Annotated in this window: 15 protein-coding genes; 12 read left to right on the top strand and 3 right to left on the bottom strand. The window is 70.2% G+C overall.

What is annotated here, in order from left to right:
* On the top strand, positions 1-435 hold a 435-nt coding region (locus ACIRB4_RS13320), incomplete at its 5' end, for a YebC/PmpR family DNA-binding transcriptional regulator (RefSeq protein ID WP_403290711.1).
* A gap of 168 nt (positions 436-603) precedes the next feature.
* Here ACIRB4_RS13320 and ACIRB4_RS13315 read toward each other — a convergent pair.
* On the bottom strand, positions 604-906 hold the full coding sequence (locus ACIRB4_RS13315; RefSeq protein WP_403290708.1) for a hypothetical protein: 303 nt from the start codon (positions 904-906) through the stop codon (positions 604-606).
* A 211-nt stretch (positions 907-1,117) separates the two neighbouring features.
* Between ACIRB4_RS13315 and ruvC the strand changes: the two genes are divergently transcribed.
* The 8 genes from ruvC to ACIRB4_RS13275 all read left to right on the top strand — a co-directional run bounded on the left by ruvC (position 1,118) and on the right by ACIRB4_RS13275 (position 10,399).
* The gene (gene ruvC, locus ACIRB4_RS13310; protein WP_403290705.1) at positions 1,118-1,651 is read left to right on the top strand and encodes a crossover junction endodeoxyribonuclease RuvC; all 534 of its coding nucleotides are present in this window, start codon (positions 1,118-1,120) and stop codon (positions 1,649-1,651) included.
* The gene (gene ruvA, locus ACIRB4_RS13305) at positions 1,648-2,280 is read left to right on the top strand and encodes a Holliday junction branch migration protein RuvA (protein WP_403290703.1); all 633 of its coding nucleotides are present in this window, start codon (positions 1,648-1,650) and stop codon (positions 2,278-2,280) included. The genes ruvC and ruvA overlap by 4 nt, the downstream gene beginning before the upstream one ends.
* A gap of 89 nt (positions 2,281-2,369) precedes the next feature.
* Entirely contained in the window at positions 2,370-3,461 is a 1,092-nt protein-coding gene (gene ruvB, locus ACIRB4_RS13300) for a Holliday junction branch migration DNA helicase RuvB (protein WP_403290702.1), read from the top strand.
* Positions 3,462-3,626: 165 nt separating this feature from the next.
* Complete coding sequence (gene yajC, locus ACIRB4_RS13295) at positions 3,627-4,097, top strand: preprotein translocase subunit YajC (RefSeq protein ID WP_403290700.1); 471 nt, start codon at positions 3,627-3,629, stop codon at positions 4,095-4,097.
* A gap of 145 nt (positions 4,098-4,242) precedes the next feature.
* On the top strand, positions 4,243-6,051 hold the full coding sequence (gene secD / locus ACIRB4_RS13290; RefSeq protein ID WP_403290699.1) for a protein translocase subunit SecD: 1,809 nt from the start codon (positions 4,243-4,245) through the stop codon (positions 6,049-6,051).
* 1 nt (position 6,052) lies between these two features.
* On the top strand, positions 6,053-7,171 hold the full coding sequence (gene secF / locus ACIRB4_RS13285; protein ID WP_403290697.1) for a protein translocase subunit SecF: 1,119 nt from the start codon (positions 6,053-6,055) through the stop codon (positions 7,169-7,171).
* Entirely contained in the window at positions 7,168-7,719 is a 552-nt protein-coding gene (locus ACIRB4_RS13280) for an adenine phosphoribosyltransferase (protein ID WP_403290695.1), read from the top strand. The genes secF and ACIRB4_RS13280 overlap by 4 nt, the downstream gene beginning before the upstream one ends.
* Positions 7,720-7,921: 202 nt before the next feature.
* On the top strand, positions 7,922-10,399 hold the full coding sequence (locus ACIRB4_RS13275; protein ID WP_403290693.1) for a RelA/SpoT family protein: 2,478 nt from the start codon (positions 7,922-7,924) through the stop codon (positions 10,397-10,399).
* A gap of 60 nt (positions 10,400-10,459) precedes the next feature.
* Here ACIRB4_RS13275 and ACIRB4_RS13270 read toward each other — a convergent pair whose 3' ends face one another.
* Both ACIRB4_RS13270 and ACIRB4_RS13265 read right to left on the bottom strand, forming a co-directional pair.
* Positions 10,460-11,689, bottom strand: coding sequence for a DUF349 domain-containing protein (locus tag ACIRB4_RS13270; RefSeq protein ID WP_403290691.1), 1,230 nt, complete (start codon positions 11,687-11,689; stop codon positions 10,460-10,462).
* A gap of 198 nt (positions 11,690-11,887) precedes the next feature.
* The gene (locus ACIRB4_RS13265) at positions 11,888-12,679 is read right to left on the bottom strand and encodes a peptidylprolyl isomerase (RefSeq protein WP_403290690.1); all 792 of its coding nucleotides are present in this window, start codon (positions 12,677-12,679) and stop codon (positions 11,888-11,890) included.
* 153 nt (positions 12,680-12,832) lie between these two features.
* Between ACIRB4_RS13265 and ACIRB4_RS13260 the strand changes: the two genes are divergently transcribed.
* From ACIRB4_RS13260 to ACIRB4_RS13250, 3 genes are all read left to right on the top strand, one after another.
* A complete protein-coding gene (locus tag ACIRB4_RS13260) occupies positions 12,833-13,540 on the top strand; it encodes an MBL fold metallo-hydrolase (protein ID WP_403290688.1) in 708 nt (235 codons plus the stop codon).
* Positions 13,541-13,550: 10 nt separating this feature from the next.
* A complete protein-coding gene (gene hisS / locus ACIRB4_RS13255) occupies positions 13,551-14,813 on the top strand; it encodes a histidine--tRNA ligase (RefSeq protein WP_403290685.1) in 1,263 nt (420 codons plus the stop codon).
* Between the two features lie 158 nt (positions 14,814-14,971).
* Positions 14,972-15,580 carry a vitamin K epoxide reductase family protein gene (locus ACIRB4_RS13250; protein WP_403290683.1) on the top strand — a complete coding sequence of 203 codons (609 nt, stop codon included), beginning with the start codon at positions 14,972-14,974 and terminating at the stop codon, positions 15,578-15,580.
* Positions 15,581-15,603 lie beyond the last annotated feature (23 nt).

Genomic DNA, 15,603 nt, shown 5'->3' with positions numbered 1-15,603 from the left:
GACAACCGCGCCGCCTCCGACGTCCGCGTCGCCATGACCCGCAACGGCGGCTCGATGGCCGACCCGGGCTCGGTCTCGTACCTGTTCAACCGCAAGGGCGTCATCGTGCTGCCCAAGGGCGAGCTGACCGAGGACGACGTCCTCGGCGCGGTGCTCGACGCGGGCGCCGAGGAGGTCAACGACCTCGGCGAGAGCTTCGAGGTGATCAGCGAGGCCACGGACATGGTCGCGGTCCGCACCGCCCTCCAGGAGGCCGGCATCGACTACGACTCCGCCGACTCCAGCTTCGTCCCGACCATGCAGGTCGAGCTCGACGAAGAGGGCGCGCGCAAGATCTTCAAGCTGATCGACGCGCTCGAGGACAGCGACGACGTGCAGAACGTCTTCGCCAACTTCGACGTCAGCGACGAGGTCATGGAGAAGGTCGACGCCTGACGAAGGCGCGCACCGCGGACAGAACTGGCCGGACCGACGGATACTCCGTCGGTCCGGCCAGTTTCCGTCGGACGAGAAAGCGGCCCGCCGGAACACCGGCGGGCCGCTCTTCGGAATCCCGGCTGGTCGGAGATCAGAGTCAGAGATCAGCGGGATGCGGGTTCGGACTCAGTCGACCCGCTTGAAGTCGCCCCGGTTCTTGACGCTGCCCGACGCGCCGCCCTTGGCGGTGACCTTCTTCATCCTGCTCGTGTTGCCGTCCTGCCACCAGATGTTGATGGAGGACTCGTAGGAGCAGGTGTTGCGGTAGTACACCGTGGTGGTGGTCCAGCCCTCGGCCCAGGACCAGCTGAAGCAGCCGGTCTTTCCGCGGTGGATCTCCGAGGAAGCCGCCTGGGCGGGCGAGCTGAGGCCGACCGTGGCCAGCGCGAGCGCGGCGCCCGTGACGCCGATCTTGGACATGCGGCGCATGTGTCCCCCTGCTGAGTTGTGTTGTTGAGATTCGAACATTCACACGTCGGTCAAACGTGCGAACGTCCTTGATCATAGTGACTGTCGATCATGGCGGCAAGGAAGATACGCGGCCCCGGTCGCCGCCCGTCGGGCCGCGGGAGAGCGTGGTCGGCCGTGGTGTCAGCGGCAGCCGGTAGCCTTCAGGCGGTTACCGAGGGATGGAGGAGCTGTGCGTGTCTTGGGTGTCGATCCCGGACTGACGCGGTGCGGCGTGGGAGTCGTCGACGGCGTGGCCGGACGCTCTCTGACCATGCTCGGCGTCGGAGTCGTGCGCACCCCCGCGGACGACCAGATCGGCGCGCGGCTCGTCCTCATCGAACAGGGCATCGAGGCCTGGATCGACGAGTACCATCCCGAAATGGTGGCCGTGGAGCGGGTGTTCAGCCAGCACAACGTGCGTACGGTGATGGGCACCGCGCAGGCCAGCGCCGTCGCCATGCTCTGTGCCTCCCGGCGCGGCATCCCCGTCGCCCTGCACACCCCCAGTGAGGTCAAGGCCGCCGTCACCGGCAGCGGCCGCGCCGACAAGGCCCAGGTCGGCGCGATGGTCACGCGGCTGCTGCGGCTCTCCGCCCCGCCCAAGCCGGCCGACGCGGCGGACGCGCTCGCCCTCGCCATCTGCCACATCTGGCGGGCCCCCGCACAGAACCGCCTCCAGCAGGCGGTCGCCGCTCACCACGCATCGAAAGGCCGTTCCGCATGATCGCCTTCGTCAGCGGCCCGGTCGCCGCGCTCGCCCCCACCACCGCGGTCATCGAGGTGGGCGGCGTCGGCATGGCCGTCCAGTGCACCCCCGACACCATCGCCAAGCTGAGGATCGGTCAGGAGGCCCGCCTCGCCACGTCGTTGGTGGTACGCGAGGACTCCCTGACCCTGTACGGCTTCGCGGACGACGACGAGCGGCAGGTCTTCGAACTCCTCCAGACCGCGAGCGGGGTCGGACCGCGCCTCGCCCAGGCCATGCTCGGCGTGCACTCCCCGGACGCGCTGCGCCTCGCCGTCTCCACCGGCGACGAGAAAGCGCTGACCGCCGTGCCCGGCATCGGCAAGAAGGGCGCCCAGAAGCTCCTCCTGGAACTGAAGGACAAGCTCGGCCGGCCGCTCGGCACCGGCGAACTCGCCGGCACCCAGCGCGCGGTGGCCTCCGGCCCGGCGCCGTGGACGGAACAGCTCTCCGCCGCGCTCATCGGCCTCGGTTACGCCAGCCGCGAGGCGGACGAGGCGGTGTCGGCGGTGACACCGCAGGCCGAGGCCGCGATCGCCGCCGGCGGCACGGCACCGGTCCCGCAACTCCTGCGCGCGGCCCTCCAGACCCTCAACCGGGCCAGATAGCCCTGCGGGGAAGCCGCCGCGCGCAGCGGTCCCGCCCCGTACCCCCCCGCGCCGACGCACACAGCACCACCACCGAGAAGGCAGACACCGTGAACTGGGACGACGAGACGGCACCCGCAGCCGAGGAGCGGATCGTCGGCGCCTCGGCCGAGGGCGACGACCAGGCCGTCGAGGCCGCCCTGCGCCCCAAGGACCTCAGCGAGTTCGTCGGCCAGGAGAAGGTCCGCCAGCAGCTCGACCTGGTCCTCAGGGCGGCCCGCCAGCGCGGCGCGACCGCCGACCACGTCCTGCTCTCCGGCGCCCCCGGCCTCGGCAAGACCACCCTCTCGATGATCATCGCCGCGGAGATGAACGCCCCGATCCGGATCACCTCCGGCCCCGCCATCCAGCACGCCGGCGACCTCGCCGCGATCCTCTCCTCCCTCCAGGAGGGCGAGATCCTCTTCCTCGACGAGATCCACCGGATGTCCCGGCCCGCCGAGGAGATGCTCTACATGGCGATGGAGGACTTCCGCGTCGACGTGATCGTCGGCAAGGGCCCCGGCGCCACCGCCATCCCGCTGGAACTGCCGCCCTTCACCCTGGTCGGCGCCACCACCCGCGCCGGACTCCTGCCGCCGCCGCTGCGCGACCGCTTCGGCTTCACCGGGCACATGGAGTTCTACGAGCCCGCCGAGCTCGAGCGCGTGATCCACCGCTCCGCCGGGCTCCTCGACGTCGAGATCGACACCGCGGGCGCCGCCGAGATCGCCGGCCGCTCCCGTGGCACGCCCCGCATCGCCAACCGCCTCCTGCGGCGCGTCCGGGACTACGCCCAGGTCAGGGCCGACGGCGTGATCACCCGGGAGATCGCCGCCGCGGCCCTCGGCGTGTACGAAGTGGACAGCCGCGGCCTCGACCGGCTCGACAGGGCCGTCCTCCAGGCCCTGCTCAAGCTCTTCGGCGGCGGACCGGTCGGCCTGTCCACGCTCGCGGTCGCGGTCGGCGAGGAGCGCGAGACCGTCGAGGAGGTCGCCGAGCCCTTCCTCGTACGCGAGGGACTGCTGGCGCGCACGCCCCGCGGCCGGGTCGCCACCCCCGCGGCGTGGACGCATCTCGGCCTCGTTCCGCCGCAGGCAGCGGGCCCGGGGGGCGCGGGGAACGGCACGGGAACGGGACAACAGGGGCTCTTCGGGGCGTGACGGCGCGGAGACTCGCCGGACGAGGAACCGCGGTGCGATGCTGGACGTTGTTCCATCGATGCGGACTCGCCTAGACTCCGCCGATGCCGACCTTTCTGGTCGGCACGCCCACCCCCGAAGATCAGGCCGCGGTTTCTCCGCGTCCGTGCGAAGGAAACCCGTCCCGTGAGTATCGTGACCCTCCTCCCCTTCATCGTCCTCATCGGGGCCATGTTCCTGATGACCCGCTCTGCCAAGAAGAAGCAGCAGCAGGCGGCGGAGATGCGCAACCAGATGCAGCCCGGCACCGGCGTACGGACGATCGGGGGGATGTACGCCACCGTCAAGGAGGTCGGCGACGAGACCGTCCTCCTCGAGGTCGCGCCCGGCGTGCACGCCGTCTACGCCAAGAACGCGATCGGCGCGGTCCTCGAGGACGCCGAGTACAACCGGATCGTCCACGGCGACGACGCGGACGCCGCGGTCGTGCCCGACGACGCCTCCTCGCTGACCGAGTCGGTCGAGGACGGCGACGAGGACGCCGCGGAGGTCTCGGGGGAGGCCAAGCCCGACCTGACCAAGAAGGTGGACACGGCCGAGGCCGACACCGAGGTCAAGAAGGACGGCAAGGCCGACGGCGAGGCGGACGCGAAGTAGTCGCGACCGGGGACCGCGAGGACGCCCACCGGCGTCCGCGGTCCCCCGGCACGGTTCCACGTCTGCGGGGGCAGGTCCCCACACACATTTCGTGGCCGTACGCGCACACCCGGCGCGGGACGGTTGGACAGGGAGAAACGACAAGGTGGCAGCACCGAAGAAGGGCCGAAGGCCGGCGGGGGGACAGGGGAGGCCGGGGCGTGCCCTGGCTCTGATCCTGATCGCCATGGTCGCGCTCACGGGCGGGATGTTCTGGTCCGGTCACACCACGCCGCGCCTCGGCATCGACCTCGCGGGCGGTACGTCGATCACGCTCAAGGCCAAGGCGGAGCCGGGCAAGGAAGACGCCGTCAACGAGACCAACATGAACACCGCGGTCGGCATCATCGACCGCCGTGTCAATGGTCTCGGTGTCTCCGAGGCCGAGGTCCAGACCCAGGGCCGCGAGAACATCATCGTCAACATCCCCCGAGGGGTGGACGAGAAGCAGGCGCGTGAGCAGGTCGGTACGACCGCTCAGCTGTACTTCCGACCGGTACTGACCTGGGCCCCGAGCACGCCGACGGCCCCGGTGCCGTCCGGCAGCCCCACGCCGTCCGGGTCCGCGAAGCCGTCCGCCGGCTCCTCCGCGAGCCCGTCGGCCGAGGCCACGAAGCAGGGCGGCCAGGGCAACACGGCCTCTCCCTCCGCGAGCGCCACCACGCAGGGCCGTGCCGTCAGCGAGGCCCTGAAGAAGGCGCCCAGCCCGGGCGCCACCACCCCCGGCGGCACCGCCTCTCCGGACGCCGCGAAGTCCCCGAACCCCACGGGGGCGCCCACGCCTCCGGCCGACCCGGCCACCGCGCAGCTGCAGAAGCAGTTCGAGGCGCTCGACTGCACGCCCAAGGCCGAGAAGTCCGGCGACAAGAAGGCCGTGCCCAACCCGGCCCGCATCGTCCCGCCGGAGCAGCCGACCGTCGCGTGCGGCACCGAGGGTGACGCCAAGTACATCCTCGGCCCGGCCGAGGTCAGCGGCAAGGACGTCGAGGACGCCCAGGGCGTCTTCGACCAGCAGCGCGGCATGTGGATCGTCAACATGGAGTTCACCGACGAGGGCTCCAAGAAGTTCCAGAAGATCACCAGCAAGCTGTCGACGCAGCAGGAGCCGCAGAACCAGTTCGCGATCGTCCTGGACGGCGAGGTCGTCTCGGCCCCGTCGGTGCGCACCACGCTGAGCGCCAACGCCGAGATCTCCGGCAACTTCACCCAGAAGTCCGCGCAGGACCTGGGCAACATCCTGTCCTACGGTGCCCTGCCGCTCTCCTTCGACACCCAGAGCGTCGACACCGTCACCGCTGCCCTCGGCAGTGAGCAGCTGGAGGCCGGTCTGATCGCCGGCGGCATCGGTCTGGCCCTGGTCGTCCTCTACCTGGTGGTCTACTACCGCGGCCTGTCGCTGATCGCCCTGCTCAGCCTCGCGGCCTCGGCGCTCCTCACGTACGTGATCATGTCCCTGCTCGGCCCGGCCATCGGCTTCGCGCTGAACCTGCCGGCCGTCTGCGGCGCCATCGTCGCCATCGGTATCACCGCGGACTCGTTCATCGTCTACTTCGAACGCATTCGCGACGAGGTCCGCGAGGGCCGCACGCTGCGCCCCGCGGTCGAGCGCGCCTGGCCGCGTGCCCGCCGCACGATCCTGGTCTCCGACTTCGTGTCGTTCCTCGCCGCCGCGGTGCTCTTCGCCGTCACCGTCGGCAAGGTCCAGGGCTTCGCGTTCACGCTCGGCCTGACCACCCTGCTCGACGTGGTCGTGGTGTTCCTCTTCACCAAGCCGCTCATGTCGCTGCTCGCCCGCACCAAGTTCTTCGGTGAGGGCCACGCGTGGTCCGGGCTCGACCCGAAGCGGCTCGGTGCCAAGCCGCCGCTGCGTCGCTCCCGCCGTGTCTCCGCCCCCGTCGACCCGAAGGAGGCGTGAGATGTCGAAGCTCGGAGATCTCGGCGCCCGGCTCCACCGAGGTGAGGTCGGCTACGACTTCATCAAGAACCGCAAGATCTGGTACGGCCTGTCCATCCTGATCACCATCACGGCCATCGTCGGCCTGGCGGTGCGCGGGCTGAACATGGGCATCGAGTTCCAGGGCGGCGCCCTCTTCACCACGCCGAAGACATCCGTCTCGGTCACCGACGCCCGCCACTACGCCGAAGAGGCGTCCGGCCACGACGCGATCGTGCAGGAGGTCGGCAACGACACCCTGCGCATCCAGATCGGCGGTCTGGACACCGAGCAGTCCGACAAGGTCCGCTCGCAGCTCGCCAAGGACCTGAAGGTCGAGGAGAGCAAGATCGCGGCGGAGCTCGTCGGCCCCAGCTGGGGTGAGCAGATCGCCAACAAGGCATGGACGGGCCTCGGGATCTTCATGATCCTGGTGGTGATCTATCTGGCCATCGCCTTCGAATGGAGAATGGCGGTCGCGGCGCTCATCGCCCTGATCCACGACCTCACGATCACCGTCGGCATCTACTCCCTCGTGGGCTTCGAGGTCACGGTCGGTACGGTGATCGGTCTGCTGACCATCCTCGGTTACTCCCTCTACGACACGGTGGTCGTCTTCGACTCCCTCAAGGAGGGCACGAAGGGGGTCACCAAGCAGACGCGCTGGACGTACAGCGAGATCGCCAACCGCTCGATCAACGGCACCCTGGTGCGTTCGGTCAACACCACCGTCGTCGCCCTGCTGCCGGTCGCCGGTCTGCTCTTCATCGGTGGCGGCGTCCTCGGCGCCGGCATGCTGAACGACATCTCGCTGTCGCTCTTCGTCGGTCTCGCCGCCGGTGCGTACTCGTCGATCTTCATCGCCACCCCGCTCGTCGCCGACCTCAAGGAGCGCGACCCGGCGATCAAGGCGATGAAGAAGCGGGTCCTCGCCAAGCGGGCGGCCGCGGCCGCCAAGGGCGAGTCCCTCGACGCCGACGACAGCGCCCACGGGGCCGACGACGACGGTGACGACGGTGACGACGGCTTCGACGAGGCGGCGGAGACCGCCGTCGTCGGGCAGCGCGCCCGCCGCGGACGGCCTTCGGAGCGCCGCGGATGACGACGGAGGCCCAGGACACCGCCGGTCTGCTGCTCAGCAGGATCAGGGACGTCCCCGACTACCCCAAGCCGGGAGTGCTGTTCAAGGACATCACTCCGCTGCTCGCGGACCCGGTGGCGTTCACGGCCCTGACCGACAGCCTCGCCGCGCTGTGCGTCACGCACGGCGCGACGAAGATCGTCGGTCTCGAGGCGCGCGGCTTCATCCTCGCCGCGCCGGTCGCGGTCCGCGCGGGCCTGGGCTTCGTCCCGGTCCGCAAGGCCGGCAAGCTGCCCGGCGCCACGCTGAAGCAGGCGTACGAGCTGGAGTACGGCACCGCCGAGATCGAGGTGCACGCCGAGGACCTGGCCGCGGGCGACCGCGTCATGGTCATCGACGACGTCCTGGCCACCGGTGGCACCGCCGAGGCGTCGCTGGAGCTCATCCGGCGGGCCGGCGCCGAGGTCGCGGGCGTCGCGGTCCTCATGGAGCTCGGCTTCCTCGCCGGGCGGGCCCGGCTTGAGCCCGCCCTGGGCGGCGCCCCACTGGAGGCGCTGATCACGGTCTGACGCCGTGGCACGTACGGAGCGGGGCGCTCCGGGGGAATCCCCGGGGCGCCCCGCCTTGTTCTCCCGGTATGTCCCCGATCGGGACCCCGGACGCCGACAGCGGCCGTCGTACCGGCCACACGCGTGAGCAACCGGGCTCCCGGCTCGATACCATGGGCTTTCCGGGCCTGACCGGGGGACCCGGTACGCACGAGGAGCGCTCTTGCCAGACGAGGCCCAGCCACTCTCCGCAGCGCAGCCCGACCAGCAGGCCGAGAAGGCCGCGGCGGGCCCCGCCATGCCCCAGGACAAGCCCGCGGAGAGCAGCACCTCGCCCGTGGCACCCGCTCCAGCACCGGCACAGCCCCCCGCGGCCAAACCCGCGCCGGCCGCCCCGGCCCGCTCCGGGGGCTCCTCGAACCGCGTGCGCGCCCGCCTCGCCCGCCTGGGCGTCCAGCGCTCCTCCCCGTACAACCCGGTCCTCGAACCGCTGCTGCGGATCGTCCGCTCCAACGACCCGAAGATCGAGACGGCGACGCTCCGCCAGATCGAGCGCGCCTACCAGGTCGCCGAGCGCTGGCACCGCGGCCAGAAGCGCAAGAGCGGCGACCCGTACATCACCCACCCGCTGGCCGTCACCACCATCCTCGCCGAGCTCGGCATGGACCCCGCGACCCTGATGGCCGGACTGCTCCACGACACCGTCGAGGACACCGAGTACGGCCTCGACACCCTCCGTCGCGACTTCGGCGACCAGGTCGCCCTGCTCGTCGACGGCGTCACCAAGCTCGACAAGGTCAAGTTCGGCGAGGCCGCGCAGGCCGAGACCGTGCGCAAGATGGTCGTCGCCATGGCCAAGGACCCGCGCGTCCTGGTCATCAAGCTCGCCGACCGGCTGCACAACATGCGCACCATGCGCTATCTCAAGCGGGAGAAGCAGGAGAAGAAGGCCCGCGAGACCCTTGAGATCTACGCCCCGCTGGCGCACCGCCTCGGCATGAACACGATCAAGTGGGAGCTGGAGGACCTCGCCTTCGCGATCCTCTACCCCAAGATGTACGACGAGATCGTCCGGCTCGTCGCCGAGCGCGCGCCCAAGCGGGACGAATACCTCGCGATAGTGACCGACGAGGTCCAGGCCGACCTGCGCGCCGCCCGCATCAAGGCCACCGTGACCGGCCGCCCCAAGCACTACTACAGCGTCTACCAGAAGATGATCGTCCGCGGCCGTGACTTCGCGGAGATCTACGACCTGGTGGGCATCCGCGTCCTCGTCGACACGGTCCGCGACTGCTACGCCGCCCTCGGCACCGTCCACGCGCGATGGAACCCGGTCCCCGGCCGGTTCAAGGACTACATCGCGATGCCGAAGTTCAACATGTACCAGTCGCTCCACACGACGGTCATCGGACCCAACGGCAAGCCCGTCGAACTGCAGATCCGCACCTTCGACATGCACCGCCGGGCCGAGTACGGCATCGCCGCGCACTGGAAGTACAAGCAGGAGGCCGTCGCCGGCGCCTCCAAGGTGCGCGCCGACGTGCCGAAGAAGACCGGCAAGGACGACCACCTCAACGACATGGCGTGGCTGCGCCAGCTCCTCGACTGGCAGAAGGAGACCGAGGACCCCAGCGAGTTCCTGGAGTCCCTGCGCTTCGACCTGTCCCGCAACGAGGTCTTCGTCTTCACCCCCAAGGGCGACGTCATAGCGCTGCCGGCCGGCGCCACTCCCGTCGACTTCTCCTACGCCGTCCACACCGAGGTCGGCCACCGCACCATCGGGGCGAGGGTCAACGGGCGGCTCGTCCCGCTCGAATCGACCCTCGACAACGGCGACCTGGTCGAGGTCTTCACCTCCAAGGCCCCCGGAGCCGGCCCGTCCCGCGACTGGCTGGGCTTCGTCAAGTCCCCGCGGGCCCGCAACAAGATCCGGGCCTGGTTCTCCAAGGAACGCCGCGACGAGGCGATCGAGCAGGGCAAGGACGCCATCGCGCGGGCCATGCGCAAGCAGAACCTGCCGATCCAGCGGATCCTGACCGGCGACTCGCTCGTCACCCTCGCCCACGAGATGCGCTACAGCGACATCTCCTCGCTGTACGCGGCGATCGGCGAGGGCCATGTCACCGCCCAGTCCATCGTGCAGAAGCTCGTCCAGGCCCTCGGCGGCGAGGAGGCCGCCAACGAGGACCTCGTCGAGACCGCGCCGCCCTCGCGCGGCCGCGCCAAGCGCCGCTCCAGCGCCGACCCCGGTGTCGTCGTCAAGGGCGTCGAGGACGTCTGGGTCAAACTGGCCCGCTGCTGCACACCCGTACCGGGCGACCCGATCATCGGCTTCGTCACCCGGGGCAGCGGAGTGTCGGTGCACCGCAGCGACTGCCTCAACGTCGAGTCGCTCTCCCGGGAGCCGGAGCGCATCCTCGAGGTCGAATGGGCGCCCACCCAGTCGTCGGTCTTCCTCGTCGCCATCCAGGTCGAGGCCCTGGACCGCTCGCGGCTCCTCTCGGACGTCACCCGCGTCCTCTCGGACCAGCACGTCAACATCCTGTCGGCGGCCGTCCAGACCTCCCGTGACCGGGTGGCCACCTCGCGCTTCACCTTCGAGATGGGCGACCCGAAGCACCTCGGGCACGTCCTGAAGGCCGTACGCGGCGTGGAGGGCGTCTACGACGTCTACCGGGTCACCTCGGCCCGCAGGCCGTAACCGCGCGTACGACAAGGGCCCCGACACCGCGAGGTGCCGGGGCCCTTGTCGTACGGGATCTCAGCCGCCGAACTCCTCCAGACCCTTCAGGGCCTGGTCGAGAAGCGCCTGACGGCCCTCCAGTTCACGCGCCAGCTTGTCGGCCTTGGCGTCGTTGCCGGCCGCACGGGCCGCGTCGATCTGCTTCTGCAGCTTGTCGACCGCGTCCTGCAGCTGACCGGTCAGACCCGCGGCACGCGCGCGTGCCTCCGGGTTCGTCCGGCGCCACTCCGACTCCTCGGCCTCGCCGATCGCCCGCTCCACCGCGTGCATCCGGCCCTCGACCTTCGGCCGGGCGTCGCGCGGCACATGCCCGATGGCCTCCCAGCGCTCGTTGAGGGAACGGAAGGCCGCACGGGCCGCCTTCAGGTCCTTCACCGGCACCAGCTTCTCGGCCTCGGCGGCGAGCTCCTCCTTCAGCTTGAGGTTCTCCGTCTGCTCCGCGTCCCGCTCGGCGAAGACCTCGCCGCGCGCCGCGAAGAAGACGTCCTGGGCGCCGCGGAAGCGGTTCCACAGATCGTCCTCGTGCTCGCGCTGGGCGCGGCCCGCCGACTTCCACTCCGCCATCAGCTCGCGGTACCGGGCGGCCGTCCCGCCCCAGTCCGTGGACTTCGACAGCGACTCGGCCTCCGCGGCCAGCTTCTCCTTGACCTTGCGGGCCTCCTCGCGCTGCGCGTCCAGCGAGGCGAAGTGCGCCTTGCGGCGCTTGGAGAACGCCGAGCGGGCGTGCGAGAAGCGGTGCCACAGCTCGTCGTCGGACTTCCGGTCGAGCCGCGGCAGACCCTTCCAGGTGTCCACGAGCGCGCGCAGCCGCTCACCCGCGGACCGCCACTGCTCGCTCTGCGCCAGCTCCTCGGCCTCCTTGACCAGCGCCTCCTTGGCGCTGCGCGCCTCGTCGGCCTGCTTGGCCTTCTGGGCCTTGCGCTCCTCGCGGCGCGACTCCACCGTCTCGACCAGCTTGTCGAGACGCGTGCTCAGCGCGGCGAGGTCGCCCACGACGTGGTGCTCGTCGACCTGCTTGCGGATGTGATCGATCGCGGCCATCGCGTCCTTGGCCGAGAGGTCGGTCGTCCTCACCCGCTTCTCGAGGAGGCCGATCTCGACCACCAAGCCCTCGTACTTGCGCTCGAAGTAGGCCAGTGCCTCCTCGGGAGTACCGGCCTGCCACGATCCGACGACCTTCTCGCCCTCGGCAGTACGCACGTACACGGTGCCCGTCTCGTCGACGCGGCCCCACGGGTCGCTGCTCACAGCGCCTCCTCCACATGATGCCGACGAGGGGGTTGTGCCCCCTGGGCATCGTCCACAGTTTCCGGGGGCGGGCAGCGCCCGCCCTGCACAACGCCAATCTAGGCGACCGGTCGCCCGGCTGTCCGCACTCCGCGCGACCCAAATTGAATGGTCACGCGGTGTCCGCGCCTCGTCCCACCGGTCGTGGAACCCCGCCCGTCACTCCTTGGTGACGGTGGCCTTCGCGATGGTGACCGCCTTCTTGGGGGCGCCGTCCTTGGCACCGCCCTCGACACCGCCCTTGGCGACCTCCTGGACGGCCTTCAGACCGGCCTTGTCCATCGTGCCGAAGGGCGTGTAGGTCGGCGGCAGCTTGGTGTCCTGGTACACGAGGAAGAACTGGCTGCCGCCGCTGCCCGGCTGCCCCGTGTTGGCCATGGCCACGGTGCCGGCCGGGAACGTCACCGAACCGTCGGCGCCCGCCTTGCCCAGCGCGGTCAGGTTCTCGTCCGGGATGGTGTAGCCCGGGCCGCCGGTGCCGTCGCCCTTGGGGTCGCCGCACTGGAGGACGAAGATGCCCTCCGTGGTGAGCCGGTGGCACTTCGTGCCGTCGAAGTACTTCTTGTCCGCGAGGTGCTTGAAGGAGTTCACCGTCCGCGGGGTCTTCGCGGCGTCCATCGTGATGCGGACGTTGCCCTGGTTGGTCGTGAGGGACATCGCGTACGTGGCCTTCGTGTCGACGGCCATGGCCGGCTCAGGCGCCGACGACTCGCCCTGCGAGGGCGTCGGGGTGCCGCTCGGCGTGGAGTCGGCCGCGCTGTCGGACTTCCCGCCTCCGTCGGTCAGCACGACGGAGGCGTACACCGCGCCGCCGGCGGCCAGCACCACGGCCAGAGCCGCCGCGATGACGGTGTTGCGCCGCTTCGCCTTCTGCTGTTCCCGCCGTCGCTGCTGCTGCCGCAGGTACTTCTCTCTGGCGAGCTGCCGCCGCCGCTGATCGCTGCTGACCACCGGGTCTGCTCCTTGTAGGTCGTCTGTTCCAGTCCTGGCCGGATGTGCCCGTACCGTATACGGGTTGGCTGTGGAATACGCAGCGCCGGTAGGCTCTGATCTGCCACTTCCGCCCCGTCGCACCCCTGTGCCGGACGACATTTAAGGACGATCGTGCTGATTGCCGGGTTCCCCGCCGGGGCCTGGGGGACCAACTGCTATCTGGTCGCCCCCGCCGCAGGCGAGGAGTGCGTCATCATCGACCCGGGCCACCAGGCCGCCCAGGGTGTCGAGGAGACGCTCAAGAAGCATCGGCTCAAGCCCGTCGCCGTGGTCCTCACGCATGGCCACATCGACCACGTCGCCTCCGTCGTCCCGGTCTGCGGCGCGCATGACGTACCCGCGTGGATCCACCCCGCCGACCGGTACATGATGAGCGACCCGGAGAAGGCCCTCGGCCGCTCCATCGGGATGCCGCTCATGGGCGAGCTCACCGTGGGGGAGCCGGACGACGTGCACGAGCTCACCGACGGCGCCGCGCTGAAGCTGGCGGGACTCGAGTTCTCCGTCGCGCACGCGCCCGGTCATACCAAGGGGTCGGTGACCTTCCGGATGCCCGAGACCACGGAGATCCCCTCCGTGTTCTTCTCCGGGGATCTGCTCTTCGCCGGCTCCATCGGACGCACCGACCTGCCCGGTGGCGACATGGACGAGATGCTCGAATCGCTGGCCCGCGTGTGCCTGCCGCTCGACAACTCGACCGTGGTGCTGTCGGGACACGGTCCCCAGACGACCATCGGCCAGGAGCGCGCCACCAACCCGTATCTGCGGGACGTGGCCTCCGGCCTCGGGAGCACGAAGGCTCCCCGACGAGGAATGTGACGAGATCCACGTGAGCACCTTCAAGGCCCCCAAGGGCACGTTCGACCTCATCCCGCCGTACTCCGCCACGTATCTGGCCGTACGCGACGCCATCTCCGGCCCGCTGCGGAAGTCCGGCTACGGCTATGTCGAGACGCCCGGCTTCGAGGACGTCGACCTGTTCGCCCGCGGCGTCGGTGAGTCCACCGACATCGTGACCAAGGAGATGTACACCCTCACCACCAAGGGCGGTGCCAATCTGGCGCTGCGCCCCGAGGGCACCGCCTCCGTGCTCCGCGCCGCCCTCGAGGCCAACATGCACAAGGCCGGCGGCCTCCCGGTGAAGCTCTGGTACTCCGGCTCGTACTACCGCTACGAGCGCCCGCAGAAGGGCCGCTACCGCCACTTCTCCCAGGTCGGCGCCGAGGCCATCGGTGCCGAGGACCCCGCCCTCGACGCCGAGCTGATCATCCTGGCCGACCAGGCGTACCGCTCCCTTGGCCTGCGGAACTTCCGCATCCTGCTGAACTCGCTCGGCGACAAGGAGTGCCGACCCGCCTACCGCGAGGCGCTCCAGGGCTTCCTGCGCGGCCTCGACCTCGACGAGGAGACCCGCCGCCGCATCGAGATCAACCCGCTGCGTGTCCTCGACGACAAGCGGGCCGACGTCCAGAAGCAGCTCGTGGGCGCGCCGGCGCTCCGCGACCACCTGTGCGACGCGTGCAAGGCGTACCACTCCGAGGTGCGCGAACTGCTCACGGCGGCGGGTGTGGCCTTCGAGGACGACGAGAAGCTGGTGCGCGGCCTCGACTACTACACGCGGACCACGTTCGAGTTCGTCCACGACGGCCTCGGCTCGCAGTCCGCGGTGGGCGGCGGCGGCCGCTACGACGGACTGTCCGAGATGATCGGCGGCCCGGCGCTCCCGTCGGTCGGCTGGGCGCTCGGCGTGGACCGCACCGTCCTGGCCCTGGAGGCCGAGGGCATCGAGCTCGACATCCCTCCGGCGACCAGCGTCTTCGCGGTCCCGCTGGGCGAGGAGGCGCGCCGTGTCCTGTTCGGGCTCGTCACCGACCTGCGCAAGGCCGGCGTCGCGACCGACTTCGGGTACGGCGCCAAGGGCCTGAAGAGCCACATGAAGAACGCCAACCGTTCCGGCGCCCGGTTCGCCGTCGTCGCCGGCGAGCGGGACCTCGCCGAGGGCGTCGTCCAGCTCAAGGACATGGAGTCCGGTGAGCAGGAGCCGGTCGCCCTCGACAAGGTGATCGCGGAGATCCGGGCGAAGCTGGCCTGATCCGCGTCCCGCACGCGACGAGGGCCCGGACCGCGGGGAAGCGGTCCGGGCCTCGGCGCGTACGGGCTCTCGTTCTTATGTCCATCGAACGGCGTGTACGGGTCCTCGTACGGCAGAATGATCGTGCCCAGAGCCCAGCGAACGACGGAAACGGCGATATGACGACAGCAGCGGTGGAGCGCGACGGCGGCACGATCGGCGCGAGCCGGGCCTTCGCCTGGATGCTGGTGATCACCGGAGCGGCCGGGCTGCTCGCCTCCTGGGTCATCACGATCGACAAGTTCAAGCTCCTGGAGGACCCGGGCTTCACCCCGGGCTGCAGCCTCAACCCGATCGTCTCGTGCGGCAACATCATGAAGAGCGAGCAGGCGTCGGTCTTCGGCTTCCCCAACCCCATGCTCGGCCTCGTCACCTACGCCATGGTGATCGCGATCGGCGTCGGCCTCCTCGGCGGCGCCCGCCACCGCCGCTCGTACTGGCTCGGCCTGAACGCGGGCACGCTGTTCGGCGTCGGTTTCTGCACCTGGCTGATGTACCAGTCGCTGTACGAGATCAACTCGCTGTGCCTGTGGTGCTGCCTGGCGTGGGTCGCGACCATCGTCATGTTCTGGTACGTCACCTCGCACAACGTGCGCCGGGGCGTCATCCGCGCCCCCGGCGGCCTGCGGACCTTCTTCGACGAGTTCACCTGGGTGCTGCCGGTGCTGCACATCGGGATCATCGGGATGCTGATCCTGACGCGCTGGTGGGACTTCTGGACCAGCTGACGGCCACCGGCCCGGCCGCGCTG

Source organism: Streptomyces sp. NPDC093600 (assembly GCF_044764755.1).
GTDB lineage: Bacteria > Actinomycetota > Actinomycetes > Streptomycetales > Streptomycetaceae > Streptomyces.
This window is presented reverse-complemented; position numbering and strand designations above follow the sequence as displayed.